General features: G+C 69.3%; 25 protein-coding genes and 2 tRNA genes. 5 read left to right on the top strand and 22 right to left on the bottom strand.

Annotated elements, in window-relative coordinates:
* Positions 1–5 precede the first annotated feature (5 nt).
* From BN1193_RS17875 to BN1193_RS08320, 3 genes are all read right to left on the bottom strand, one after another.
* Positions 6–473: a hypothetical protein gene (locus BN1193_RS17875; protein WP_154670785.1), complete on the bottom strand. Its 468-nt coding sequence runs from the start codon at positions 471–473 to the stop codon at positions 6–8.
* A gap of 58 nt (positions 474–531) precedes the next feature.
* A complete protein-coding gene (locus BN1193_RS18030; RefSeq protein ID WP_154670784.1) occupies positions 532–675 on the bottom strand; it encodes a hypothetical protein in 144 nt (47 codons plus the stop codon).
* A 182-nt stretch (positions 676–857) separates the two neighbouring features.
* Complete coding sequence (locus BN1193_RS08320) at positions 858–1,898, bottom strand: hypothetical protein (RefSeq protein WP_040165405.1); 1,041 nt, start codon at positions 1,896–1,898, stop codon at positions 858–860.
* 38 nt (positions 1,899–1,936) lie between these two features.
* Here BN1193_RS08320 and BN1193_RS08315 point away from each other — a divergent pair, with 38 nt between their 5' ends.
* Complete coding sequence (locus BN1193_RS08315) at positions 1,937–2,812, top strand: 3-methyladenine DNA glycosylase (protein WP_407662100.1); 876 nt, start codon at positions 1,937–1,939, stop codon at positions 2,810–2,812.
* A 14-nt stretch (positions 2,813–2,826) separates the two neighbouring features.
* Here the strand turns inward: BN1193_RS08315 and BN1193_RS08310 are convergent, their stop codons facing one another.
* Positions 2,827–3,582 carry an SDR family NAD(P)-dependent oxidoreductase gene (locus BN1193_RS08310; RefSeq protein WP_040165404.1) on the bottom strand — a complete coding sequence of 252 codons (756 nt, stop codon included), beginning with the start codon at positions 3,580–3,582 and terminating at the stop codon, positions 2,827–2,829.
* Positions 3,583–3,680: 98 nt separating this feature from the next.
* Between BN1193_RS08310 and BN1193_RS08305 the strand changes: the two genes are divergently transcribed.
* The gene (locus tag BN1193_RS08305; protein WP_040165403.1) at positions 3,681–4,232 is read left to right on the top strand and encodes a DEAD/DEAH box helicase family protein; all 552 of its coding nucleotides are present in this window, start codon (positions 3,681–3,683) and stop codon (positions 4,230–4,232) included.
* A 56-nt stretch (positions 4,233–4,288) separates the two neighbouring features.
* On the opposite strand, the gene BN1193_RS08300 is transcribed toward BN1193_RS08305, so the two are convergent.
* From BN1193_RS08300 to BN1193_RS18570, 3 genes are all read right to left on the bottom strand, one after another.
* Positions 4,289–4,364: transfer RNA gene (locus tag BN1193_RS08300), tRNA-Ala, on the bottom strand.
* Positions 4,365–4,465: 101 nt separating this feature from the next.
* Positions 4,466–5,110, bottom strand: coding sequence for an NAD(P)H-binding protein (locus tag BN1193_RS08295; RefSeq protein ID WP_040165402.1), 645 nt, complete (start codon positions 5,108–5,110; stop codon positions 4,466–4,468).
* 734 nt (positions 5,111–5,844) lie between these two features.
* On the bottom strand, positions 5,845–6,150 hold the full coding sequence (locus tag BN1193_RS18570; protein WP_195907834.1) for a hypothetical protein: 306 nt from the start codon (positions 6,148–6,150) through the stop codon (positions 5,845–5,847).
* Between the two features lie 140 nt (positions 6,151–6,290).
* On the opposite strand from BN1193_RS18570, the gene BN1193_RS18565 reads away from it, so the two are divergent.
* On the top strand, positions 6,291–6,476 hold the full coding sequence (locus BN1193_RS18565) for an LPXTG cell wall anchor domain-containing protein (RefSeq protein WP_094770352.1): 186 nt from the start codon (positions 6,291–6,293) through the stop codon (positions 6,474–6,476).
* Positions 6,477–6,836: 360 nt separating this feature from the next.
* On the opposite strand, the gene BN1193_RS08275 is transcribed toward BN1193_RS18565, so the two are convergent.
* From BN1193_RS08275 to rplU, 10 genes are all read right to left on the bottom strand, one after another.
* A tRNA-Ala gene (locus BN1193_RS08275) sits at positions 6,837–6,909 on the bottom strand.
* A gap of 79 nt (positions 6,910–6,988) precedes the next feature.
* On the bottom strand, positions 6,989–7,369 hold the full coding sequence (gene rsfS, locus BN1193_RS08270) for a ribosome silencing factor (protein WP_040165400.1): 381 nt from the start codon (positions 7,367–7,369) through the stop codon (positions 6,989–6,991).
* The gene (locus tag BN1193_RS08265) at positions 7,366–8,664 is read right to left on the bottom strand and encodes a hypothetical protein (protein ID WP_040165399.1); all 1,299 of its coding nucleotides are present in this window, start codon (positions 8,662–8,664) and stop codon (positions 7,366–7,368) included. The genes rsfS and BN1193_RS08265 overlap by 4 nt, the downstream gene beginning before the upstream one ends.
* Positions 8,661–9,257 (bottom strand): nicotinate-nucleotide adenylyltransferase, encoded by a 597-nt coding sequence (gene nadD / locus BN1193_RS08260; RefSeq protein WP_040165398.1) that lies wholly within the window; start codon positions 9,255–9,257, stop codon positions 8,661–8,663. Before nadD ends, BN1193_RS08265 begins: the two co-directional genes overlap by 4 nt.
* An 8-nt stretch (positions 9,258–9,265) precedes the next feature.
* Complete coding sequence (locus tag BN1193_RS08255; RefSeq protein WP_040165397.1) at positions 9,266–9,484, bottom strand: hypothetical protein; 219 nt, start codon at positions 9,482–9,484, stop codon at positions 9,266–9,268.
* Between the two features lie 53 nt (positions 9,485–9,537).
* On the bottom strand, positions 9,538–10,773 hold the full coding sequence (locus tag BN1193_RS08250) for a glutamate-5-semialdehyde dehydrogenase (RefSeq protein WP_040165396.1): 1,236 nt from the start codon (positions 10,771–10,773) through the stop codon (positions 9,538–9,540).
* Positions 10,774–10,796: 23 nt separating this feature from the next.
* Positions 10,797–11,624, bottom strand: a complete 828-nt coding sequence (gene proB / locus BN1193_RS08245; RefSeq protein ID WP_040165395.1) for a glutamate 5-kinase — start codon at positions 11,622–11,624, stop codon at positions 10,797–10,799.
* Positions 11,621–13,126, bottom strand: a complete 1,506-nt coding sequence (gene obgE / locus BN1193_RS08240; RefSeq protein WP_040165394.1) for a GTPase ObgE — start codon at positions 13,124–13,126, stop codon at positions 11,621–11,623. The genes proB and obgE overlap by 4 nt, the downstream gene beginning before the upstream one ends.
* A 62-nt stretch (positions 13,127–13,188) precedes the next feature.
* Entirely contained in the window at positions 13,189–13,443 is a 255-nt protein-coding gene (rpmA, locus tag BN1193_RS08235; RefSeq protein ID WP_040165393.1) for a 50S ribosomal protein L27, read from the bottom strand.
* A gap of 18 nt (positions 13,444–13,461) precedes the next feature.
* On the bottom strand, positions 13,462–13,770 hold the full coding sequence (gene rplU, locus BN1193_RS08230) for a 50S ribosomal protein L21 (RefSeq protein ID WP_040165392.1): 309 nt from the start codon (positions 13,768–13,770) through the stop codon (positions 13,462–13,464).
* Positions 13,771–14,012: 242 nt separating this feature from the next.
* Here rplU and BN1193_RS08225 point away from each other — a divergent pair, with 242 nt between their 5' ends.
* Positions 14,013–14,285 (top strand): DUF4031 domain-containing protein, encoded by a 273-nt coding sequence (locus BN1193_RS08225; RefSeq protein WP_040165390.1) that lies wholly within the window; start codon positions 14,013–14,015, stop codon positions 14,283–14,285.
* A gap of 9 nt (positions 14,286–14,294) precedes the next feature.
* Here the strand turns inward: BN1193_RS08225 and BN1193_RS08220 are convergent, their stop codons facing one another.
* Positions 14,295–16,889: an Rne/Rng family ribonuclease gene (locus BN1193_RS08220; RefSeq protein ID WP_040165387.1), complete on the bottom strand. Its 2,595-nt coding sequence runs from the start codon at positions 16,887–16,889 to the stop codon at positions 14,295–14,297.
* 316 nt (positions 16,890–17,205) lie between these two features.
* Between BN1193_RS08220 and BN1193_RS08215 the strand changes: the two genes are divergently transcribed.
* Positions 17,206–17,850 (top strand): vitamin K epoxide reductase family protein, encoded by a 645-nt coding sequence (locus tag BN1193_RS08215; protein ID WP_094770350.1) that lies wholly within the window; start codon positions 17,206–17,208, stop codon positions 17,848–17,850.
* A 52-nt stretch (positions 17,851–17,902) separates the two neighbouring features.
* Here BN1193_RS08215 and ndk read toward each other — a convergent pair whose 3' ends face one another.
* The 4 genes from ndk to ileS are packed head-to-tail and all read right to left on the bottom strand — an operon-like array spanning position 17,903 to position 23,414.
* Positions 17,903–18,319: a nucleoside-diphosphate kinase gene (gene ndk / locus BN1193_RS08210; RefSeq protein WP_040165386.1), complete on the bottom strand. Its 417-nt coding sequence runs from the start codon at positions 18,317–18,319 to the stop codon at positions 17,903–17,905.
* 1 nt (position 18,320) lies between these two features.
* Positions 18,321–18,695, bottom strand: coding sequence for a DUF4233 domain-containing protein (locus tag BN1193_RS08205; protein ID WP_052460592.1), 375 nt, complete (start codon positions 18,693–18,695; stop codon positions 18,321–18,323).
* On the bottom strand, positions 18,685–20,043 hold the full coding sequence (locus BN1193_RS08200; RefSeq protein ID WP_040165384.1) for a bifunctional folylpolyglutamate synthase/dihydrofolate synthase: 1,359 nt from the start codon (positions 20,041–20,043) through the stop codon (positions 18,685–18,687). Before BN1193_RS08200 ends, BN1193_RS08205 begins: the two co-directional genes overlap by 11 nt.
* On the bottom strand, positions 20,040–23,414 hold the full coding sequence (ileS, locus tag BN1193_RS08195) for an isoleucine--tRNA ligase (protein ID WP_040165732.1): 3,375 nt from the start codon (positions 23,412–23,414) through the stop codon (positions 20,040–20,042). The genes BN1193_RS08200 and ileS overlap by 4 nt, the downstream gene beginning before the upstream one ends.
* Positions 23,415–23,496: the final 82 nt, after the last annotated feature.

Here is a 23,496-nt window from a genome sequence, read left to right as displayed (position 1 = left end):
GCCGGTCAGCTCTGGTGGTCCCACATGATCGCGATATCCGGATTGACGTCCCGGAAGGCCGACTCGATGTCCTGGACTCGCTCACCGACGCCCGGAGGTTCCTCGCTGGTGCGAATCCTGACCACGCCGCGGATCGCATCCACACCGATGCTCGCGACACCAGGGACGTCCATCGCCCGGGCGGAGAGCTCGTTCGTGGCGGCCAGGAGATCGGCGAGCGATGCGGGTTGGTACTCGACCCGAACGGACTCGCCGTGGGAGAACTTCTGCGCCGCCTTCGCGACGATGTCTTCGACACCGGCGGCCGCTGGAGTCACGAGCAGGACGGCACCGCTGTAGTCGCTGCAGGCGAACACGGATACCGCGGTGTCATTGTTCTCGTCCACCCACGCCTGCAGAACATCCATTCCGGCGGTGAGTCCGACATCGGGCTCCCCCACCCAGCGTGCATCGCCGGCACGATTCGCGAGCATGCACGGGACGCCCTCCATCGCGCCCAGCGCGGTGTTCGGATCCTCCTCGGCGGTCGCGTCACGCGCCGCCGTCTCGGTTGGAGCTGACGATGCGGCAGCCGGCACGCCGGCCGCCGGCACCGCTCGGTGGGCCGGCGCACCCGGTGAGCACGAGCGCGGCACCGGCGGCGACCCACAGGCCGAGACATCCTCGTGCAACCATGTCGGTCCCTCCCGCCCAGAGCAAGGTCGTCAGTTTGCGGCGATCCTACCGGGCTGTGCCCCGCCGTTCGACCGTGAGAGTGAGGAGGCAGCCGGGGCATCGACCACCCACCTCTCCCGCGCCCCGAACGAGGACGGGCCCGGCAGCGTGTGCTGCCGAGCCCGTGATCGGATGAGAACGGCTCACTCGAGGTCGAATGCGACGAGTCCCGGGGTCGCGGCGGTCGCTTGCTGAAGCGACCCGACGAGATTGACCCAGTCCCCCAGGACGGCCTTGTCCGGGTTGGTGGTCGCCACTCCCAGCGAGTACGTCTTCGCGACGCCGGTCGGGCCGACGAGCTTCAGACGACGACGCTGGTAGGTGTCCGGCGTCACCCAGATGCGACTCAGGCCGGCGTACGGGTACGTCGTCCCGTCGATGTTGACGCCGGCGGCGCCCACCTCGATGCGCTTCGGACGTGCCGCGTCCTGCACGAAGCCCACGGTCCCGATGACCACCAGGACCAGGGCGACCATGAGGACGACCGTGCCGTAAACGACGAACTCGCTGAAGGCCATCGACTCGTCAGTGATGCCGAGGTAGATCAGAGCGACCGCGACCACGAGAGCGATCACTCCCAGGACGATCAGCACGCTCGCCCGTCGGCGCAACACCGGCGGCTTGGTCTCGAAGACACGAGGGAAGCCGACAAGTGCCTGCGGACGCGCCGCAGGAGCCGCGCCTGCTGCCCCGGGCGCGACGCCGACCGGGGTTGACACGGCGGCGAACATCTCGTTGAAGGTGTTCCGCGACATGGTGGAGAAGGCCACCTTCGTCGTCCCGGCAGGCGTGTGCGCGACGAGCGACCGCGTCGTGCCGGACGGAATCCCGTTCGTGGTCTGCTTCAGTACGTGCGTGTTGAACGCCGTGGTTTCGCGCGGCCACGAATGGATCGTCTTCCCCGGGCGGCGCACCTCGACGTGCGTGGGAGTGACCACGACCCGGGTGTTGCCGAGCCACAGCGTCGTGACGATCATCAGCGCCGCGACGACCGCGGTGGCGAGCCCCGCGATCGTGTAGCGCGTGGCGTGGTTCATGGTGTTCGGGAGGAATCGCGGCAAGAACATGAACGCGAGTAGGCCGAGAACCGCGATGATGATCAGCGTGCTGAGCACCTTCTTGGTCTGACTCTGCCGGAACGCGAGCTCCGTCGCCGCTGCCCCCGGGGGCGGCTGGGTCTGCATGGAATTCAGATTAGCGGGCGGCGAGAGAGAATGAAGACATGATTTCCCCCGTGATCACGCGTGTTTCGATGCCGCGCGAAGCCTGGACGACGATGGGCGCGGCCCACGTCGCACGGGCCGATGCGCTGACGCTCGAGCATCGGGAGCGAGCGGCACGCGGCGAGACTCATCCGGTCTGGGACTTCCTGTTCACCTACTACTCCTACAAGCCGAGCGTTCTGCGTCGCTGGCACCCCGGCGCCGGCACGGTGCTGGCTGATGCCGCCCACGCCCCGCAGGCCGCCTGGCGCTGGTACCGGCTCACGGCGGAGGGCGTCTGCGTCGATCTGGATGCGCTGCGTGCGGACCGCGGCGCCGGAATCGAGCGGATCGTGGCGCTGCTGCGAGCAACGACGTCGCGTCCGGCGCGATTCGGGTGCTTCGGAATGCACGAGTGGGCGATGGTCTATCAGCAGGGCGAGCACCGGCACGCGGTTCCCCTCCGCCTGGGCCAGCGGGGGACGGACAGCGTCGTGGAGGGCGCCGACCTGCGGTGCACGCATTTCGACGCCTTTCGGTTCTTCACGCCGGCCGCGACGGGACGGAATGAGCTGCCCCTGACGCGGGACACTCAGGCGCAGCGCGAGCAGCCCGGTTGCCTCCACGCCGGCATGGACCTCTACAAGTGGGCGATCAAGCTCGGCCCGCTGGTTCCCGGAGAGACGCTGCTCGACGCTTTCGAGTTGGCCCGAGACATCCGGCGCCTCGACATGGAGGCATCTCCTTACGACCTCACGGAGTGGGGTTTCTCCCCCGTCACCGTCGAGACGCCCGCGGGTAAGGCTGAGTACGTCCGGCGACAGCGTGCCTTCAGTGAGCGCGGAGAGACGCTGCGCCGGCGATTGCTCGACGCGGCGTCGGCGGCCGGTTTCTGACCTGCCCGGACCGGTCAGTACCAGTCGCCGTCGATGGTGAGTCCACCGTCGACGACCAGAACGTGCCCGTTGACGAAGGACGAAGCCAAACCGGCCAGAAACTGCACGGCCCCGGCGATCTCGTCCGGTTCCGCGAAGCGACCCAGCGGCGTCCGCGAACGCACCGGTTCGTCGTTGAGATCCCCGTCCCGGATGAGCTTGTCGGTCAAGGCGGTGCGGACGTAGCCGGGCGCGACCGCGTTCACGCGTACGCCGGTCCTCCCCCACTCCACCGCCAGCGTGCGGGTGAGACCACCGATGGCGGACTTCGCCGAGGTGTAGCTCGCGCGCTCCGGCAGACCGGCGATCGCCGCGACACTGGCCACGTTCACGATCGCACCACCGGACGCGCGCAGCAGCGGGTATGCGGCGCGACAGACCCGCATCGACCCGGTGACGTGGATCTCGAGCATCAGCTGGAAGGCCGCGTCGGTGATCGCACTGCTCGGCTCCGGGCGCGCGATACCCGCGGAGTTCACGACGGCGTCCAGGCGTGCCTCCGTGCCGGCGACACTGGCGCGAGCCGCATCCACACTCGCCCGATCCGTCACATCGCAGACGACGCCCCGGGCCGTGCCGACCGGAAGCGCCCCCACCGCCTCGTCCAGGGACTCGACTCGAACGTCCGCGATGACGGCGTGCCCGCCCTCCGCGATCCACCGGTTGACGACGGCGAGGCCGATTCCGGAGGCGCCCCCGGTGACGAAGGCGACCGGTGCTGTGCTGGACATTCTGAATTCCTCCCGCGGTGACGGTGCCCACGGACTGTGCGAGCGCCCACCTCGAGGTAATCACGGATCCGCCGGGTGCAGGGCGCTACCCTCACCCCATGCGCATCGTCGTGTCGGGCACTCACGCCAGCGGGAAGAGCACTCTGATCTCGGACTTCGCGTTGCGCCATCCGGAGTACGCCGTGCTCGCGGACCCGTTCGAGGACATCGACGAGTCGTGGGACTCTCCCGGCGTGACGTCCTTCGTCGCACAGTTGAACGGCGCAGCCCATCGGCTGATCAGCGACCCACCCTCCGGCCCCTTCATCGCCGAACGCTGTCCTCTGGATTTCCTCGCTTACCTCCTCGCCTGGGGAGAGCTCCGCGGCCGGGCACCGGCCCGTGAAACGCTCCTGCGGGCGATGGACCTGACCGGCCGCGCGCTGCAGACCGTTGATGTGCTCGTCGTTCTCCCGCTCGTTCCCGCCGATGCGATCAGCGCCCCCGCAGACGAGGAACCCGCGCTCCGGGTCAGCATGAACGACGTGCTGCTGGACCTCCTGGACGATCCTGACCTGGTCGGCGACGACCTCCGCGTGCTGGAACTGTCCGGCTCGCCCGCCACGCGGCTCGCGTCGCTGGAGAGGTCACTGTCAGCGTGGGCGGGGTGAGTCACCCACGGGTCAAACGAAAGAAGACCCGACGAATCGGGGCTTCTGATGAATATTGGTGGACCTGAGGGGACTCGAACCCCTGACCCCCTGCATGCCATGCAGGTGCGCTACCAGCTGCGCCACAGGCCCGGATGGGCATCGGCTCTCGAACCGACGGGAACAGCCTACAACACGCTGAGCGTCGGGCCCGACTCGGAGGGTATCCCGGGCGCGTCCGCTGCGGGGCGCGCTCACACCCCCAGCGCCTCGGGGATCGGCGTCGCGCCGGTGTTGAAGCGGATCGTACGTCGGAACGTGGCCGGCGCCCGGAGCGAAGTGGCGATCACGGCGGCGACGTCGCCACGGGCGACGGTCGTCGATGCCGCACTTGCGACGTCGATGCGGCCGATCGGAGCATCGTCCGTGAGGCGGCTCGGACCGAGGACGGTCCAGTCCAGTGCGGTGGCGCGCAACGCGTCATCCGCGGCGGCCTTCGCGTCGGCATACGGCCGGAACGGATCGCCGGCCGGCACTGCGTCATCCGCACCGGATCGGAAGTACGACACCATGACGTACCGCGAAACCTCCGCGGCGGTGGCCGCCGCCATGCTTCGCAGGGCCGCAGCGTGGTCCACGGCCGCGGTTCGCCGCGCATCCCCACCGCCGGCACCCGCCGACCAGATCACGGCGTCGTGCCCGCGGATCGCGGCCGCCAGGTCGGCCACCTCCGCCGCTTCGAGGTCGAGGACCAGCGGCTCCGCTCCCGCGTCGGACACGTCTCGGCGATGATCGGGGTTCCTGATCACCGCCGTGACGCTGTCCCCGCCCTGCGTCAGCACCGCGGCCGTGAGAAGTGCCACTCGACCGTGCCCGCCGAAGATCAGGATGCGCGCCATGCGCTCCACGATAGTCGGGCTCGATTCCGAGACACAGTGTGAGAACTTGCTCACTGTCACATCATTGACGCCTCGGAATGTGAATCGTTAGCATTTTCTCGACGCGTCCTGTGTCGTCCCGCGGAGGAGATGGGGATCTCCCCGTCCGCGGGTTCTTCCGCTACGGAGTCTCGTAGGGGTCGGTTGGCGCGCCGGGAAACCACGAAGGGGAAATATTTCATGAAGCTCTCACCTTGGGCGCGCGTGGGGGCGGTGATCGCCGCGCTGGCGATCCCTGCCGCGATCGCGACGCCTGCCCTGGCCGAGGAGGCCGCACCTGAGCAGGAGTGGATGAACGCGGTGTTCGCGTACGACCGGCCCGGCTCGCAGTGGGGCGGGCCGCAGCAACTCATCTACTTCGAGATGTCGGACACCGAACCGGCCGCCGTGCTGAACCCGACGGACAACCCGGAGGCGTTCCCGGTGGCGCTGTGCGGCCGGATCACCGTCCAGGTGGACGTGATCCACATCCTGGAAGGCGGCGACAAGCCGGTGCTGGGCGACTGGTACAACGCGGACTTCACGGAACCGCACGGCTGGGATGAGACGCAATGGAACGGGTACACGGTCGAGTCCGACCTTCAGGACCTGTGCACCGTCACGCCGACCGCACCGACCTCGAGCGACGTGTGCGAGCCCGCCGGCGGCGCACCGACCGACGACTACGTGCGAATCCCGGAGACGGAGGGCGTCGACTACGCGATCGACGGAACCGTCGTCAGTGCCGGTGACCACCCCGCGAATGCGGAATCCGTCACGGTGACCGCGATCCCGCAGAAGGGCGTGACACTCGAGGGACCCACGGAGTGGACTTTCACCTTCACCAAGGAGCAGTGCCCGGTCGAGCCGACGCCTACGCCGACGCCGACGCCCACACCGACGCCTACCCCGACGCCGACCGAGACGGCCACGCCGACACCGACCGCGACGGCCACGCCGACACCGACGCCCACGCCGACCCCGACGGCCACCCCGACGCCCACGCCCACGCCGACCCCCACGCCCACGCCCACCGCCCCCCCCACCCCGCCCCCCCCCGCCGCCCACGCGGCCCCCCCCACCCCCGCCGCCCCCGCCGCCCGAGCCGCCCACGCCGACCCCGACGCCCACGCCGACCGAGACGGCCACGCCGACACCTACGGTGACGCCGACGCCGACCTCCACCGCATCGGTCCCGCCGGTTCCAGCGCCGACGTCGACGCCACCGTCCAAGCCCTCGCTGCCGACGACGGGTACCAGCGACCTCACCCCGTTCGGGCTCAGTGCCCTGGCTCTCGTGGCCGTGGGTGGCCTGGTGCTCGGGATGCGGCGCCGCGCGACACGGTGACGGTTCGGTGGCAGGGATCCGACCAGCACTGAGTCGGTCCGGCCTCCTGACGTGAGCCACGGCCGGTGATCGGCCGGCCAAGAAGGGGCCCTGCACACGCAGGGCCCCTTCACCGTCCCGATGTCCTGCGCCGGGCGCCCGTGGGAATCCGCGCGAACGATGTCGGCTCGCTCCGCGTCGTAACCCTGCCCGGCGCCCGGTGCGCTCTCGGCGTGGTCGGGCGGGGGCGAAGCCGGCAAAGCGTCCGGCACGCAGCGCTGCCGGCGAGCGGCAAGAGCACCCCAGCAGTCACGCGCCGACGAACGCTCCCCGGCCGGAACGAGAAGAGCCCCGGAAACCGGGGCTCTTCTCGTGATTCGGTGGACCTGAGGGGACTCGAACCCCTGACCCCCTGCATGCCATGCAGGTGCGCTACCAGCTGCGCCACAGGCCCGTATTCTGTTTTCGCCGGCCTTCCGGCCAACTCCCCCAAGCCTACTACAGCTGAGGGAGTGGTCCGGACAGCGGGGGCCTCAGGCGGGCAGCTCGACCGGCTCAGGAAGCGTGAAGGCGATGGTCGGGCAGTCCTTCCAGAGGCGCTCGAGGTCGTAGTACGTGCGCTCCTGCTCGTGGAACACGTGCGCCACGATGTCACCGAAGTCCAGCAGGACCCAGCGCGCGTCCACCCGGCCCTCACGGCGCAGGCGCTTGTGCCCTGCTTCGAGCAGCTTGTCCTCGATCTCGTCGGCGATGGCGGCGACGTTGCGCTCGTTGCGGCCGGTGATGATGACGAACGCGTCCGTGAACGGCAGGGGCTCGGACACGTCGAGCGCGACGATGTCCACGCCACCCTTCGCGTCTGCGGCCTCGGCCGCGATCTGGACCATGTTCTTCGCCAGGTCGGTGGCTGTCACTGGAATGCTCCGTTCAGCAGGGCCACGACGATGACGCCGCCGAGGGCGAGCGCCAGGGCTCCTGCGGTGATGGCCAGCACGAGCATGAGCTTGTTGCTCTTCTCGGGTGCCGGCGCCTTGATGATCTCGCCCGGTGCCTTCGCCTGGCTGACCGCAGCGGTCGCCGCGATCGGCGTCGGGGAGGACGCCGGCGGCAGCTCGCCATCGATCAGGACCGCATCGACGTCTTTGCCGTCGGTGGTCCCGGGGCTGTGCCCCTGCGAACCGAAGGAATCCGGGAGATTGAAGGTGCCCGTGACCAGCCGCTCACCGCTCGAGGTGACCGGGGCGGTCAGGAGCGGCATCGCGCTGTCGTTGAGGATCAGCGTGCTTCCGCTCGCGGTGCTTCCCGACGAAGCGGAATCGCGGGTGAGCAGGTCATCGAACGACGTCGTTCCGGCCGGCGGCACCGTGGCGGTCGCCTCAGCGAGCACTTCGGCACCGAAATCGGCGTTCACGGTCGGCTTGCCCTCGGACACGCCGTCGTCGTCCGTCGTCGGCGCCGCGACCACGTGCGCGGTCTCGCGCACCGGTGCGGGCTCGGGAGCACGCACTTCCTCAGCCGCGGCACGGTGGATCTGGATCGCACCGGTCGCCGGGGCCGTGCGCCACCACTCGTCGCCGGATGCGGCGTCTGCGTTCGGCGCCGTCGGTTCCTCGGCCGTGGCCGCACGGTGGATCTGGATGGCCCCGGTCGCCGGAGCGGTGCGCCACCACTCGTCGCCCGTGCTCGGTGCGGAAGCGACGGGCTCGGACGGTGCCTCCTCGACAACCGCGGCAGCCTCAGCCTCAGCCTCAGCGTCCTCTACGGGCGCGGCGGGCGGTGCCCAGGCCGATGCCGGCTCGGCGGAATCGCGCGCCGGAGGCGGTGTCGGTTCGCGGTCCTCCGCCGGGGTGGAGACCTCTTCGCTGACCGCGAGCGACGCCGTTCGAGCTCGCTCGAGCTCGCGCGCCTCGCGACGCGTCAGCGGGTGATCCTCGGGCGCGCTCTCGTCCGCCTGCGGAACCTCCGGTGCTGACGGCACCTCAGTCTCCACGGCGCGAGGCAGCGGAGCCGCGGGCTCGGCCGTTTCCTGGGCCGTTTCCGTCGCGGTGGCAGCCGGTTCCGGTGCATCGCGGCGCGGCGGCGTGGGTTCGGCGTTCTCCGCGGGAACGGGGGTGTCCGCGGTCTGGACGACGGGCGTCTGACCCGTCAGCCGAAGCTCACGCAACTGGCGGCGCGTCAGCTGCGGTTCGTTGTGCTCGGTGGTGGTCATGCGTTGCTCCGATACAGATGATGCTTCGCAATGTATTGGACGACCCCGTCGGGAACGAGGTACCACACCGGGTGGCCGTTCTCCACCCGCTCGCGGCAGTCCGTGGATGAGATCGCCAGGGCGGGGATCTCCAGTTGGCTCACGTTCTCCGTCGGCAGACCCTCAGTCGTCAGCACGTGGCCGGGCCGGGAAACCGCGACGAAGTGCGCCAGATCCCACAACTCATCATGGTCCCGCCAGCTGAGAATCTGGGCGATGGCGTCGGCGCCGGTGATGAAGAACAGCTCGGCGTCGGGGCGCTGGGCGTGCAGATCCCGGAGGGTGTCGATCGTGTAGGTCGGGCCCGTCCGATCGATGTCCACGCGACTCACGGTGAAGCGGGGGTTGGACGCCGTGGCGACGACCGTCATCAGGTACCGGTCTTCGCTGTCGCTGACCCCGGTCTTCTGCCAGGGATGACCGGTCGGAACGAACACGACCTCGTCGAGATCGAACCCCTGCGCGACCTCGCTCGCAGCCACGAGGTGGCCGTGGTGGATCGGGTCGAAGGTTCCACCCATCACCCCGATGCGAGGTCGCCGCGAATCAGTCATGGAGAGGTTCAGTGGCCGTTCCCGTGCGGGTGCTGACCGTTCTCAGCCGCGAACTTCTCGGCCTTGGCCGCGTGACGGTTGGCGACGTTGCGGTACGACAGCGTCACCATGGCCAGCGCGAAGAACACCACCGCCGCGATCAGAGCGGCCGGGAAGGTGTGCAGCATCACGTTGCCGCCGTGCTCGGCGCCCTCGGCCGCGTGCACGATGAGCGAGGAGATGTTCATGGGGGACTCCATTCGGGTCACTTCATAGGAGGAGATCAGGTCAAGTCTATTCGTCAGGCCCGCACCTGTCCGGAACCACGCGCGAGCCACTTCGTGCTGGTCAGCTCGGACAGCCCCATCGGGCCCCGGGCATGCAGCTTCTGCGTCGAGATGCCCACCTCGGCGCCGAAGCCGAACTCACCGCCGTCGGTGAAGCGTGTGGACGCGTTCACCATCACCACCGCGGAGTCGACCTCCGCGAGGAAGCGGTCCGCGTTGCGGCTGTCCGTGGTGATGATCGACTCGGTGTGACCGGTCGAATAGGTGCGGATGTGCTCGAGCGCGGCATCCAGGTCCTCGACCACCCGCATCGCGATGTCGAGGCCGAGGTACTCGGTCTGCCAGTCCGCCTCGGTCGCCGCGACGACCTCGTCCGCACGGGCGACCGTCGCCTCATCGCCGTGCACCGTCACGCCCTCGGCCTGCAGCGCCCGCACGATGTCGCCGACCAGTCGGTCCGCCGCCGCCCGGTGCACGAGCACCGTCTCCGCGGCGTTGCAGACGCTCGGCCGCTGGACCTTGGCATTGACGACGATGTCTCGCGCCCAGTCCTGTGGGGCGCTCTCGTCGAGGAAGACGTGGACGTTGCCGGCACCGGTCTCGATCACCGGCACGGTGGACTCGGTCACGACCGCGGCGATCAGTTGCGCGCTGCCGCGCGGAACGAGCACGTCGATGAAGCCACGACCGGTCATCAGAGCGCGGGCTCCGGTGCGCCCGAAGTCGTCGACGGACTGCACGGCGTCCGCCGGCACGCCGGCTGCGACCAGGGCATCGCGCATCACCTGGACCAGAACGATGTTGGAATCGCGTGCGGCCGAGCCGCCACGCAGCAGCACCGCATTGCCGGACCGCAGCGCCAGCGCGGCGATGTCGACGGTCACGTTCGGGCGAGCCTCGTAGATCGCGGCGACGACACCGAACGGCACGCGGACCTGCTCCAACGCGACACCGTTGGGCAACCGGTGTCCGCCGACCACCTGACCGACCGGATCCGGCAGCGCGGCGACGTCGCGAACGGCTGCGGCGAGGGCGCCCACGCGCTCCGGCGTCAGACGCAACCGGTCCAGCAGCGAGTCGCCGATGCCTTCTGCAGCGCCGCGCGCCAGGTCGGCGGCATTCGCCTCGACGATGCGCCCGGCGGCGGCTTCGAGAGCATCCGCGATCGCGTGCAGCGCATCGGCCTTCGCCGCGCTGGTGAGGCGCGCGACGTCACGCGATGCGTTCTTGGCCGCGTGCAACCGCGCCATCAGCTCCGTGGGAAACTCTTCACTCACGGCTCCACCTTAGCCAGCGCTCCGGTGAGCGTTCCGGGCGTGACGTCAGCGGGAACGAACCAGGTTCCGATCTGCTCACCGGCCAGGGCGTCGCCGGCCCGGTCGGCGCTCGTGACGAGCACACCGATTCCGGCGGCGGCCGCGAGCCGGGCGGCGGAGGCCTTGGTGGCCGCTCCCCCGGTCCCCACCGTATTGACGACCTTCTCGCCGAACTGCAGGCCGGTGAGGTCCTGCCCCGGCGTGATCTGATCGATCGGCTCAGCACCGGGCTCACCGGGCGGACGGGTGTACAAGCACTCGATGTCGCTGAGCAGCACGAGTGCGTCCGCACCGATCAGTTGCGCCACGAGCGCTGCGAGACGGTCGTTGTCGCCAAACCGGATCTCGTGCGTGGCCACCGTGTCGTTCTCGTTCACGATCGGGATGATGCGCAGACCGAGCAGGCGTTCCATGGCGCGCCGCGCGTTGGAACGGTGCATCGGGTTCTCCAGGTCCCCGGCCGTGAGCAGCACCTGTCCGGCGTGGATCTGGAACGGACGCAGCGCTTCCTGGTAGCGGTAGATCAGGACGTTCTGCCCGACGGCGGCTGCGGCCTGCTGCGTGGCCAGATCCGTCGGCCGGGAGTCGAGATTGAGGATCGGCATGCCGGTCGCGATCGCGCCGGAGCTGACCAGCACGACCTCCGTGCCGCGCCGATGGGCGTCCGCGAGGGCGTGCACCAGCAGCGGAATCCGCCAGGACGCCTCCCCCGAGATCGACGACGAGCCGACCTTCACCACCAGGCGACGAACGCCCGACAGATCGGCGCGGCTGCGCGCCGTCATTCCGCGTCGTCCCGCTGCTCGTTCGCGGCGATGCGCTCAGCCTCGAGCTCAGCTCGGGCCTCGGCCTTCGCGTCCATCCAGGCGTGGTATTCGTCGCGGCGCTCGGCGTTGGTGCGGCGGTTGTTCGGGTTCACGCGCGGGTCGGAGCCGCGCGGGGACACCATCAGCTCGGCAGCCGAGGACATGGTCGGCTCCCAGTCGAACACGACACCGTCCGTGCCTCCGATGACGACGGTCGAACCGGCCGTGGCGCCGGCGCGGAACAGTTCGTCCTCCACGCCGAGCTTATTCAGACGTTCGGCGAGGAAGCCCACGGCCTCCTCGTTCGTGAAGTCCGTCTGCATGACCCAGCGCTCCGGCTTCGCGCCGCGGATGCGGTACATGTTCCCGTACGTGCCGCCCTCGAACCGGACCGTGTACTCCTTCTCCGACGCCTGCGGACGAAGCACGATGCGCTCGGGCACGGGCGCATCGGCCACGGCCAGGCGGTGCTCTTCGACCAGGTCGGCCAGGGCGAACGTCAGTTCGCGCAGGCCCCTGTGCGCCACCGTGGAGATCTCGAACACGCGGAACCCGCGTGCCTCGAGATCCGGGCGGACGAGATCGGCGAGGTCCTTCGCCTCCGGGACATCCACCTTGTTCAGTGCGACCAGCTGCGGACGCTCCAGCAGCGGCACCTGTCCCTCCGGGACGGGGTAGGCCGCGAGCTCGGCGAGGATGACGTCGAGGTCGCTGATCGGGTCCCGGCCGGGCTCCAGCGTCGCGCAGTCCAGCACGTGCACCAGCGCCGAGCAGCGCTCGACGTGGCGCAGGAACTGCAGGCCGAGGCCCTTGCCCTCGCTGGCGCCCTCGATGAGACCGGGGACATCGGCCACGGTGTAGCGGATATCGCCCGCCTGCACGACGCCGAGATTCGGGTGCAGCGTGGTGAACGGGTAGTCCGCGATCTTCGGACGGGCCGCCGAGATGGCGGCGACCAGGCTCGACTTGCCCGCCGACGGGTAGCCCACCAGAGCGACATCGGCGACGGTCTTCAGCTCGAGGACGACATCGCCCTCCCAGCCCGGCGTGCCGAGAAGCGCGAAGCCGGGGGCCTTGCGCTTCTGCGTGGCGAGTGAGGAGTTGCCGAGGCCGCCCTGCCCGCCCGGTGCCGCGACGAAGCGCATGCCGGCGTCGATCATGTCGACGAGCACCTCACCGTCCTCATCGCGCACGACCGTGCCGACCGGAACGGGGAGCTCGAGCGGCTCGCCGAGCGCGCCGGAGCGGTTATCGCCCATCCCGAAGCCACCGTTGCCGGCGGTGCGATGCGGACTGTGGTGATAGCTCAGCAGTGTGGTGACCTGCGGGTCAGCGACGAGCACGACGTCACCGCCGTGGCCACCGTTGCCACCGTCTGGGCCGGCAAGCGGCTTGAACTTCTCTCGGCGCACCGAGACGCAGCCGTTGCCTCCGCGACCTGCGCGCAGGTGCAGCGTGACCTGGTCGACGAACGTGACCATGGAACCCTCCGGATAAAAAGGTCGGGGCGAGCCGAAGCCCGCCCCGATCCAGGTGCTGATTCTTACTCAGCGGTGACGATGTTGACGACCTTGCGGCCGCCCTTCGCGCCGAACTCGACCGCACCGGCGGCGAGTGCGAACAGCGTGTCATCGCCGCCACGGCCGACGTTGGCGCCGGGGTGGAAGTGCGTGCCACGCTGGCGGACGATGATCTCGCCGGCGTTGACCTGCTGGCCGCCGAAACGCTTCACGCCGAGGCGCTGTGCGTTGGAGTCACGACCGTTACGGGTGGAGCTTGCGCCCTTTTTGTGTGCCATGTCTGTGTACTCCCGTGCTTACTTGATGCCGGTGACCTTGACGCGCGTGAGCTCCTGACGGTGGCCCTGGCGCTTCTTGTAACCGGTCTTGTTCTTGTACTTCTGGATGACGATCTTCGGACCGCGGAGGTTGCCGACAACCTCAGCGGTGACCTTGATCTTCGCGAGCTTGTCCGCGTCGGTCGTCACGGTGTCACCGTCGACGAACAGGACCGCGGGGAGCTCGATCTTCTCGCCCTGGGCGGCCTGGACACGGTCGAGCTGGACGATCGTGCCGACCTCAACCTTCTCCTGCCGTCCACCGGCGCGCACAACTGCGTAAACCACTTGCCACCTTGTTTCTTCGGGGAACCTTGCGCGGTTCCGGAACGTCTGCAAAGACTGTGCTTGCACTCCCCGGCTGGGTCGCTCACAGGGAGCGGATGCGACTGCAAGTCTCTCGACGCCGCCCGGGGGCGGGCGACGCGTATGCGCACCAAGGGACTACTTTACCGGATACTCCCACCACTCGGCAAAAGGAGAGCCCTGCGTGTCGCCTTGGAGTTCGGCGACGACCGTACGATCGAGACATGACCGTGCTCGTCGACGACCCCCGCTGGCCCGCACACGGACGGCTGTGGGCGCATCTGGTCAGCGACAGCGACCTCGCCGAACTTCACGCTTTCGCGTCCGCACAGGGGGTGCCGGCACGCGCGTTCGATCGGGACCACTACGACGTACCGGAGGAGATGGTGCCGCGACTGATCGCGGCCGGCGCCGAGCACGTCGACGGACACCAGTTGGTCCGACGACTGATCGCCTCCGGACTGCGCGTCACCGCCCGCGAACGCCGCGGACGGTGACGCGGGAGATCATTCCGCCGCCGAGGCGGACTCGCCCGATGCCACCGGCGTGGTGGGGACCGGCGTGCCCGTGAGCGCCGCGGTGGTCACCCGGCGCCGCGCGCGACCCTGACCGGGCGCCTTGGGCTCCGGCAGGGCGTCCAGCACGGATTCGAGCAGCTGCTCCTTCTCCGTCTTCGGCGCGGATGAGCCGGACCCGGACGAGCGCTTCTTGCGCGCGCGCTTCGGCCGCTCGGAGCGCTCGGGCTCGGCCGCCGGTGCCGGCGTTTCGGCGATCGGCTCCGTGTGCGGGGCGGGGGGCATCGTGGAGGCGGCGATCTGCGCGAGCGCCGACTTCGCGCCCTCTGTGATCACGTGGGCCGCCGCGTTGGCCGAGCCGGTGGAGGACTGGCCACCACCGTTGCCGCCGCCGTTGCCGCCACGCGAACGCCGTCCGCCGCCGGAGGAGTTGGCGTTGCCGTTTCCGCCGGCGGACCGGTGCTTGATGACGGGGTCGTGGTGGACGATCACGCCACGACCGGCGCAGACCTCGCACGGCTCGCTGAAGGTCTCCAGCAGACCGAGGCCCAGCTTCTTGCGGGTCATCTGCACGAGGCCCAACGAGGTGACCTCGGCGACCTGGTGCTTCGTGCGGTCCCGACTCAGGCACTCGACGAGCCGGCGCAGCACGAGGTCGCGGTTGGACTCGAGCACCATGTCGATGAAGTCGATGACGATGATGCCGCCGATGTCGCGCAACCGCAGCTGACGGACGATCTCCTCCGCCGCCTCCAGGTTGTTCTTGGTGACGGTCTCCTCGAGGTTGCCGCCGGAGCCGACGAACTTGCCCGTGTTGACGTCGACGACCGTCATCGCCTCCGTGCGGTCGATGACCAGCGAACCGCCGGAGGGCAGCCACACCTTGCGGTCCAGAGCCTTCTCGATCTGCTCCGTGATGCGGAACTGATCGAACGGGTCCTTCTCCCCCTCGTAGCGCTCAACGCGCTCCAGGAGGTCGGGGGCGACACCACGGAGGTAGTTCTCGATCGTGGTCTGCGCCTCATCGCCCTGGATGATCAGCTTCTGGAAGTCCTCGTTGAAGACGTCGCGGACGATCTTGACCAGCAGGTCCGGCTCGGAGTGCAGCAGCTGCGGTGCGTGCCCGTTCTCGGCCTGCGCGGCGATGTGCTCCCACTGCGCGGTGAGGCGGTTCACGTCGACGGTGAGCTGCTCCTCCGTGGCACCCTCGGCCGCCGTGCGCACGATGACGCCGCTGGACTCGGGCAGGACCTCCTTGAGGATGCGCTTCAGGCGCGCCCGCTCGGTGTCCGGAAGCTTGCGGGAGATGCCGTTCATGGCGCCGCCCGGCACGTAGACCAGGTAGCGGCCGGGCAGCGAGATCTGGCTCGTGAGGCGGGCGCCCTTGTGTCCCACCGGGTCCTTCGTGACCTGGACGAGAACCTTGTCGCCGGTCTTCAGCGCGAGCTCGATGCGACGCGGCTGATTACCGGTCTCGACGGAGTCCCAGTCCACCTCACCGGAGTACAGCACGGCGTTGCGACCGCGCCCGATGTCGACGAATGCGGCTTCCATCGAGGGCAGCACGTTCTGCACCCGGCCGAGGTACACGTTGCCGATCAGCGACGCGTCCTGGTTGCGGGCGACGTAGTGCTCCACGAGCACCTTGTCCTCGAGCACGGCGATCTGAATGCGCCCGTTCTTGGACCGCACGATCATCTGTCGATCGACGGACTCCCGGCGGGCGAGGAACTCCGCCTCGGTGACCACCGCGCGCCGGCGACCGGCGTCACGACCGTCACGCCGGCGCTGCTTCTTCGCCTCCAGGCGCGTGGAGCCCTTGATGCGCTGCGGCTCGGTGATGTACTCGACCGCACGCTGGCGGCGACGCGGCTCGGGCGCGCCGGTCTCCTCGGCGTCCGCGGAGGCCCCGCCGCGGCGACGGCGACGACGGGAGGACCCGCCGTCCTCCGCGTCCGCGTCCCGCTCGTCGGTACGACGTGCCGGCAGCGGCGTCAGCTCGGGGGCGTAGAAGTGCAGGGTGGTGGAGACCTGGGAGATGAACTCCTCGGCGATGAGCCCCAGCGACACCGCGGTCGGTGACTCCGGCTCGGCGCTTTCATTCGGCACCTCCGCGTCGGCCGGCTCGTCCGCTTCAGCGGGCTTCTCCGCCGCGGCCGGCTCGGTGTCCGCAGCGGGCGCAGCGTCCTCGACCGTGGTCCCTTCGGGGGCAGCGTCCTCAGCTGAGGTCTCTTCGGGCGCCGGTTCGACGGCCGCGGCGACCTCCGCTGCCGTGCCGACCGCATCGGTCGCCGTCTCGTCGCCGTTCACCGTGCCACGAGCGTCATCGACCGGGGCGTCGGTGGGCACGTCGCTCGGCTGCGCGTCCGCGGTGAGCGGCTCGCGCGCGTGCTCCTCAGCGGGCGGTTCCTCGGCGGCCACGGCCGCGGGTTCCGGTTCGGACGCGGTCGGCGTCTCGTCTTCCGGCTCGGCGACCGGCGCCTCGTCGGCGACGGTTCCGGTGTCCCCCAGCGCGCCGGTGTCCGGCATCAGCGCATCGGACTCCACATTCGACGGGGCTTCATTCTCGTTGTTCGTCTCAGCCATCGCTGGCGTACTCCCTGCGGGGCGACACCGCGCGTCACCCGGCGAAATCTCGTGCGGTCCGGTAGGCCGGTGCCGCGAATCTCACATGGTCTGCGACCGGCTCTGCGGCTCTGATCGCTGAGGTTTTCAGCCTCGAAGTCTTCTGCGATGACCGATCCGGGCGCGGCCCGTCGGGGTCATCCCTGTCATTATCGCACCTCCGGCACCGAATCGCCCAGACCGACCCGTCACGCATGTCGTCGCACGGCCCGAACGCGCCCGATCTTTCACGGCCCCAGCCCAGGAGCGCCGCCGAGCTCGCTGACATACTCGACTCATGACGACGGCTCACACCACGGACCCCATCACGGACACGGAGGAGGTCGATGTGGCCGTCGGCCGGTCGATCCACCCACCGGTGGTCTTCGCGATCTGGCTCATCATCGCGGGCGTCATCGGGTGGTTCGCGGCCTTCGCACTCACGCTGGAGAAGTTCGAGAAGCTGGTCGACCCGGGCGTCGCCGCGGGCTGCGATTTCTCCGTGATCGTGCAGTGCTCGGCGAACCTCGAGTCGTGGCAGGGCAGTGTGTTCGGCTTCCCGAACCCGATCCTGGGCCTCGCGTGCTGGATCGCCCCGATCGTGGTCGGCGCCGCACTGCTGGCGCGTGCGCGCTTCGCGAAGTGGTTCTGGGCGCTGTTCTGGGTCGGCTTCGTGTTCGCCATCGGTTTCGTGGTCTGGCTCATCAGCCAGAGCATCTTCGTGCTCGGCACCCTCTGCCCGTGGTGCATGGTCACGTGGTCGGTGACCATCCCGTCGTTCTTCGCCGTGACCTTCCATGTCATGCGCGAGGGCGTGTTCGGTGACCGGCTGCGTGCCGCCGGCGACCGACTCATTTCGTGGACCCCCGTGTTCGCCATCGTGTGCTTCGCGATCATCGCGGTGATGGCGCAACTGCGGCTGAACTTCCTCGCCACTCTCTGACGCGAATGACGAAGGCCCCCGGTTTTCACCGGGGGCCTTCGTCATGTCTGCTTCAGGCGAACCAGATGCCGAGCTCGCGCTGGGCCGACTCGGTGCTGTCCGAACCGTGCACGAGGTTCTGCTGAACCGCCAGGCCCCAGTCGCGACCGAAGTCGCCGCGGATTGTGCCGGGTGCGGCCGTCGTCGGGTCGGTGGTGCCGGCCAGGGACCGGAATCCCTCGATGACGCGGTTGCCGGCGAGTCGGATCGCCACCGACGGACCGGACATCATGAAATCCAGCAGCGGCTCGTAGAACGGCTTGCCGGCGTGCTCGGCGTAATGCTGCTCGAGCAGGTCCCGGTCCGGCTCGACGAGCTTGAGGTCGACCAGGGAGTAGCCCTTCGACTCGATGCGCGCGAGGATCGCGCCGGTCAGACCGCGAGCGACACCGTCGGGCTTGACGAGGACGAGGGTTTCTTCGGTTGCCATCTCATTCACTTTCTGTCGTGTCGGGCACGTCCTGCCGCTGACGCGACAGCCGTGCCGACGTGATCATCGCATACGCCCACATCCCGCCGAAGACGAGAGCGACGAACACGAAGGCCAGGTTGAACACCGCACAGGCGAGCACCACGACCTGCAGCACCCACCCCGCGATGATGCCGGATCGGAAGCGGCACATGCCCGCCACCACGATCATGATGACCGCGAGCACGAGGCCGGCGATGATCGCCCACCAGGCGGGGACGCCCGGAGGCGTGCCGTTCAGGCCGTAGACCATCATGCCGCCGAGGAAGACGACGATCGCCTCGAAGCCGAGGATGATCGCACCGAGCCGCGCGGCCAGCGGATAGCTAGGACGCATCGTCGGCACCCGCCTTCCAGTTCTCCTCTTCGGACAGGCGCAACGCTTCGCCGGCGAGCACCACGGAACCGACGATGATGACCGCCCGGCGGGGGTTCTCACTCGCCCAGGCGCGGGCGGCTTCGGACGCGTCATCGAGGTTGGGGTGCACGCTGGCGCGCAGTCCCGCTTCCTCGACGAGGTCAGCGAGAGCGTCCGGGTCCTCGGCACGGTCGGAGTCCGGTGCCGTGACGAACACGTGGGCGGGGATCTCACGCAGCGCGTCCACGATGCCGGCGGCGTCCTTGTCCGCGAGCACACCGAGCACGAGGCCCCACTCGTCGAAGTCGAAGTACTCTCGCAGCGCGGTCGCCAGCGCACGGGCACCGTGCGGGTTGTGGCCGGCGTCGACGAGGACCGTCGGCTCCGTGCCGATCAGCTGCAGACGCCCCGGCGAGGTCGTCTCGCCGAAGCCCTCGGCCACGATGTCATCCGCGATCGCCTGCTGCGCCGCACCGATCAGCGACTCCACCGCGGCGAGAGCCAGGGCGGCGTTGTGCGCCTGGTGCGTGCCGTACAGCGGGAGGAACTCCTCGGCGTACTCCCCCGCGAGCCCGCGGACGGTGACCAGCTGGCCACCGACGGCGACCTGCGAGCGGACGAGGTCGAAGTCCTCCCCCTCGAAGGCGATCGTGGCGTTCTGCTCCGCCGCGACACGACGCAGCACGGCGGCCGCCTCGGGCGTCTGGCGGGCGGACACCGCGGCGGCGCCGGGCTTGATGATCCCGGCCTTGACCGTCGCGATCTTCTCGATCGTGTCGCCGAGGCGGTCCGCGTGGTCCATGTCGATGGGCGCGAACACCGCCACGTCGCCGTCGGCGGTGTTGGTCGAATCCCACGCGCCACCCATGCCGACCTCGAGCACGAGGACGTCGATGGGCGCGTCGGCGAACGCCACGAAGGCCAGGACTGTGAGCAGTTCGAAGAACGTCAGCGGTGCGTCGCCCACGGTCGCGAGCTCGGCGTCGACCATCGCGACGAACGGCGCGATCTCGTCCCACGCATCGGCGACGGCGGCATCCGCGATGGGTTCGCCGTCGACGCGGATCCGCTCCGTGAAGCGGACCAGGTGCGGGCTCGTGAACAGGCCCGTCCGCAGCCCGTGGGCCCGCAGCAGGGACTCGGCGATCCGAGCCGTGGAGGTCTTGCCGTTCGTCCCGGTGATGTGGATCACGCGGTACGTGCGCTGCGGGTCATCCAGCAGCTCCAGGACGCGCGCGGTGCGCTCCTTGCGCGGCTGCACCCACTGCTCCCCCATGCGCGAGAGCAGTGCGCTGTAGACGGCGTCGGCACGTTCGATGTCGTTCACGCGCTCGCTCCGATCCGGGCCACGGACACGGTGAACGCGGCCGCGTTGGCGAATTTGCCCTTCGCGAAGTCCGCATCGTGCTCGAACGCGTGCCCGACCTCGCCGGAGCTCAGGCGCTCCACGCCCTCGCCGGTCACCTGGTAGGCCGTGGCCAACGTCTCGCCGGCGATGTCGGCCGTCGCGAACGCGGACGCCACCGCGTCGGCGTCCGCGTCGGAGGCGAACGCCAGGCGCAGCCGGATGCGATCGCTGACGTCGAAGTCGGCGGCCTTGCGGGTGTCCTGCACCGCACGGATGACGTCGCGCGCGAGTCCTTCGGCGGCGAGCTCCGCGGTCACGACGGTGTCCAGCAGCACGAAGCCGCCACGCGGAAGCAGCGCCAGGGCGGTGCCCTCGGCCCCGCCGGCGACCTCGAGCGCGAGCTCGTACTCGCCGGCCTGCAGCGCGATGCCGCCGGCCGTCACGACGCCGTCGACCTCGGTCCAGTCTCCGGAGCGCGCGGCGCCGATGGCCTGCTGGACCGTCTTGCCCAGGCGCGGCCCGGCCGCACGCGCGTTGACCACGAGACGCTTGCTGATGCCGTAGGCCTCGGCGCTGCCGGCCGCGAGCTCGACGAGCTCGACGCGCTTGACGTTCAGCTCCTCGGCGAGGATGCCGTCGAACTGTGCGAGGCCCGCGGAGTCCGTCGCCACGACGGTCATGGTGGACAGCGGCAGGCGCACGCGCAGACCGTGCTGCTTGCGCAGCGCGTTGGCGGTGGAGGAGATCTCGCGGACGGCGTCCATCGCTGCGCGGATGTCGGTCGCCGGGGCGAAGGCCTCCGCGTCGGGCCAGTCGGTCAGGTGCACGCTGCGCTCGCCCGTGAGTCCCTGGTAGACGCGCTCCGCGATCAGCGGGATCAGCGGCGCCGCGACGCGGGTCAGCGTCTCGAGCACGGTGTACAGAGTGTCGAACGCCTCGGTGGACCGCGGGTCGTCCGTGACGCCGACCCAGAACCTGTCGCGCGAGCGGCGGATGTACCAGTTCGTCAGCGCCTCGACGAACTCGCGGAGCTTCTCGGTCGCGCTGGTCGAATCCAGCCCCTCGAGGTCGGCGGCGACGTCGCGCACCAGATCGCCCAGAAGCGCGAGGATGTAGCGGTCCAGGACGTCGGTGGAGTCCGTCCGCCACGTGGCCTCATAGCCACCGGGCCGCGCTGCATTGGCGTAGGTCGCGAAGAAGTACCACGAGTTCCACAGCGGCAGCAGGAACTCCCGCACGCCGCTGCGGATGCCCTCCTCGGTGACGATGAGGTTCCCGCCGCGCAGCACGGAGCTGGACATCAGGAACCAGCGCATCGCGTCGGAACCGTCGCGGTCGAACACCTCGGACACGTCCGGGTAGTTGCGCAGCGACTTGGACATCTTCTGACCGTCACTGCCGAGCACGATGCCGTGGCAGGAGACGCCCACGAACGCGGGGCGGTCGAACAGTGCCGTGGAGAGCACGTGCTGCAGGTAGAACCAGCCGCGCGTCTGTCCGATGTACTCCACGATGAAATCCGCCGGCGAGTGCTCCTCGAACCACTGCTGGTTCTCGAACGGATAGTGGACCTGCGCGAACGGCATGGATCCGGAGTCGAACCAGACGTCCAGGACGTCCTCGATGCGGCGCATCGTGGACTTTCCGGTGGGGTCGTCCGGGTTCGGGCGTGTGAGGTCGTCGATGAACGGACGGTGCAGGTTGGGCTGTCCGTCGTGGTCGAGCGGGAGACGTCCGAAGTCGCGCTCGATCTCGGCGAACGAGCCGTACACGTCCACGCGCGGGTACTCGGGGTCATCGCTGCGCCACACCGGGATCGGCGAGCCCCAGTAGCGATTGCGGCTGATCGACCAGTCGCGCGCGCCCTCGAGCCACTTGCCGAACTGGCCCTCCTTGACGTTCTCCGGGACCCAGGTGATCTCCTCGTTCAGCTCGAGCATCCGGTCCTTGAAGTCCGTGACACGGATGAACCAGCTGGAGACGGCCTTGTAGATCAGGGGGTTCCGGCACCGCCAGCAGTGCGGGTAGGAGTGCTCGTACGAGGCCTGCCGAAGCAGTCGACCGTTCGCGCGGAGCAGACGGATGAGCGGCGTGTTCGCGTCCATCCAGAGCTCGCCGGCCACGTCCGTCACGACGGACAGGAACTTGCCGCCGTCATCCAGAGACAGGATGGTGGGGATGCCGGCGGCGTCCGCGAGGCGCTTGTCGTCCTCACCGTAGGCGGGCGCCTGGTGCACGACGCCGGTGCCATCGGCGGTGGACACGTAGTCGTCCACCAGGATCCGCCACGCGTTCTCGGTGCCCCACGTCTCGGCGTCGGCGAAGTAGTCGAACAGGCGGTCGTAGTGCACGTCGGCGAGCTCGGCACCCAGGACCGTGCGCTCGATCGCGGCGGTGGCCTCCTCGGCGGAGTCGTAACCGAGCTCCTTCGCGTGCGCACCGAGCAGCGCTTCGGCCAGAAGGTACCGGTGCGAGGACGCGGACTGCGCGTCGTCGCCGGCGGCGACGTCCGCTGCACCGTTGGGTCCGGCGGGCACCACGGCATACGCGATCTCCGGGCCGACCGCGAGAGCGAGGTTGGTGGGCAGCGTCCAGGGTGTCGTGGTCCACGCCAGGGCGCGGACGGCGGTGAGGCCCAGGGCCTCCGCCTTCACGCCGGTGAGCGGGAAGCTCACGGTGACGGACGGGTCCTGTCGCATCTTGTAGACGTCATCGTCCATGCGCAGCTCGTGCGCGGACAGCGGCGTCTCATCGCGCCAGCAGTACGGCAGGACGCGGTACCCCTCGTACGCGAGGCCCTTGTCGTAGAGCGTCTTGAAGGCCCAGAGCACACTCTCCATGTAGGACGTGTCCAGGGTCTTGTAGCCGTTCTCGAAGTCCACCCAGCGCGCCTGTCGGGTGACGTAGTCCTGCCACTCGCGCGTGTACGTCAGCACCGACTCTCGCGCCTTCGCGTTGAACGTGTCGATGCCCATGGCCTCGATCTCGCTCTTCTCGGTGATGCCGAGCTGCTTCATCGCCTCGAGCTCGGCCGGCAGACCGTGCGTGTCCCAGCCGAAGACGCGGTCGACCTTCTTGCCTCGCATCGTCTGGAAGCGCGGGAACAGGTCCTTGGCGTAACCGGTGAGCAGGTGGCCGTAGTGCGGCAGGCCGTTGGCGAACGGCGGGCCGTCGTAGAACACCCACTCCTCGGCGCCGTCGCGGTTCGCGATCGACGCGGCGAAAGTGTCGTCGTGGGCCCAGAAGTCGAGGATCTCGCGCTCGATCTGGGGGAACCGGGGGCTCGGGGTGACAGCGTCGACGGTGGCGGCGTCGGCGGCGGGGCCGAAGGCTGATCGGGGGTAGGTCATGTCATCTCGCAGGTGCTCGTTGCTGGCTCCTGCGGGGACGATCGGTGCGACCGCGGTACCACCCCGCATTGCCGTCCGGAAT

The organism is Microbacterium gorillae (assembly GCF_000826185.2).
GTDB lineage: Bacteria > Actinomycetota > Actinomycetes > Actinomycetales > Microbacteriaceae > Microbacterium > Microbacterium gorillae.
This window is presented reverse-complemented; position numbering and strand designations above follow the sequence as displayed.

Excerpts from the sequence above, each read along its gene's own strand:
- nadD (WP_040165398.1), bottom strand. The coding sequence starts at position 9,257 with ATGACTGATTCGCGGCGACCTCGCATCGGGGTGATGGGTGGAACCTTC.
- BN1193_RS17875 (WP_154670785.1), bottom strand. The coding sequence starts at position 473 with ATGCTCGCGAATCGTGCCGGCGATGCACGCTGGGTGGGGGAGCCCGAT.
- ndk (WP_040165386.1), bottom strand. The coding sequence starts at position 18,319 with ATGGCAACCGAAGAAACCCTCGTCCTCGTCAAGCCCGACGGTGTCGCT.
- BN1193_RS08225 (WP_040165390.1), top strand. The coding sequence starts at position 14,013 with ATGACCGTGCTCGTCGACGACCCCCGCTGGCCCGCACACGGACGGCTG.
- BN1193_RS08255 (WP_040165397.1), bottom strand. The coding sequence starts at position 9,484 with ATGAACATCTCCTCGCTCATCGTGCACGCGGCCGAGGGCGCCGAGCAC.
- BN1193_RS08215 (WP_094770350.1), top strand. The coding sequence starts at position 17,206 with ATGACGACGGCTCACACCACGGACCCCATCACGGACACGGAGGAGGTC.
- ileS (WP_040165732.1), bottom strand. The coding sequence starts at position 23,414 with ATGACCTACCCCCGATCAGCCTTCGGCCCCGCCGCCGACGCCGCCACC.
- BN1193_RS08220 (WP_040165387.1), bottom strand. The coding sequence starts at position 16,889 with ATGGCTGAGACGAACAACGAGAATGAAGCCCCGTCGAATGTGGAGTCC.
- BN1193_RS08315 (WP_407662100.1), top strand. The coding sequence starts at position 1,937 with ATGATTTCCCCCGTGATCACGCGTGTTTCGATGCCGCGCGAAGCCTGG.
- BN1193_RS08250 (WP_040165396.1), bottom strand. The coding sequence starts at position 10,773 with ATGGCGCGGTTGCACGCGGCCAAGAACGCATCGCGTGACGTCGCGCGC.
- obgE (WP_040165394.1), bottom strand. The coding sequence starts at position 13,126 with ATGGTCACGTTCGTCGACCAGGTCACGCTGCACCTGCGCGCAGGTCGC.
- BN1193_RS08205 (WP_052460592.1), bottom strand. The coding sequence starts at position 18,695 with ATGCGTCCTAGCTATCCGCTGGCCGCGCGGCTCGGTGCGATCATCCTC.
- BN1193_RS08310 (WP_040165404.1), bottom strand. The coding sequence starts at position 3,582 with ATGTCCAGCACAGCACCGGTCGCCTTCGTCACCGGGGGCGCCTCCGGA.
- BN1193_RS08295 (WP_040165402.1), bottom strand. The coding sequence starts at position 5,110 with ATGGCGCGCATCCTGATCTTCGGCGGGCACGGTCGAGTGGCACTTCTC.
- BN1193_RS08305 (WP_040165403.1), top strand. The coding sequence starts at position 3,681 with ATGCGCATCGTCGTGTCGGGCACTCACGCCAGCGGGAAGAGCACTCTG.
- BN1193_RS18030 (WP_154670784.1), bottom strand. The coding sequence starts at position 675 with ATGGTTGCACGAGGATGTCTCGGCCTGTGGGTCGCCGCCGGTGCCGCG.
- rpmA (WP_040165393.1), bottom strand. The coding sequence starts at position 13,443 with ATGGCACACAAAAAGGGCGCAAGCTCCACCCGTAACGGTCGTGACTCC.
- proB (WP_040165395.1), bottom strand. The coding sequence starts at position 11,624 with ATGACGGCGCGCAGCCGCGCCGATCTGTCGGGCGTTCGTCGCCTGGTG.
- BN1193_RS08320 (WP_040165405.1), bottom strand. The coding sequence starts at position 1,898 with ATGCAGACCCAGCCGCCCCCGGGGGCAGCGGCGACGGAGCTCGCGTTC.
- BN1193_RS08265 (WP_040165399.1), bottom strand. The coding sequence starts at position 8,664 with ATGACCACCACCGAGCACAACGAACCGCAGCTGACGCGCCGCCAGTTG.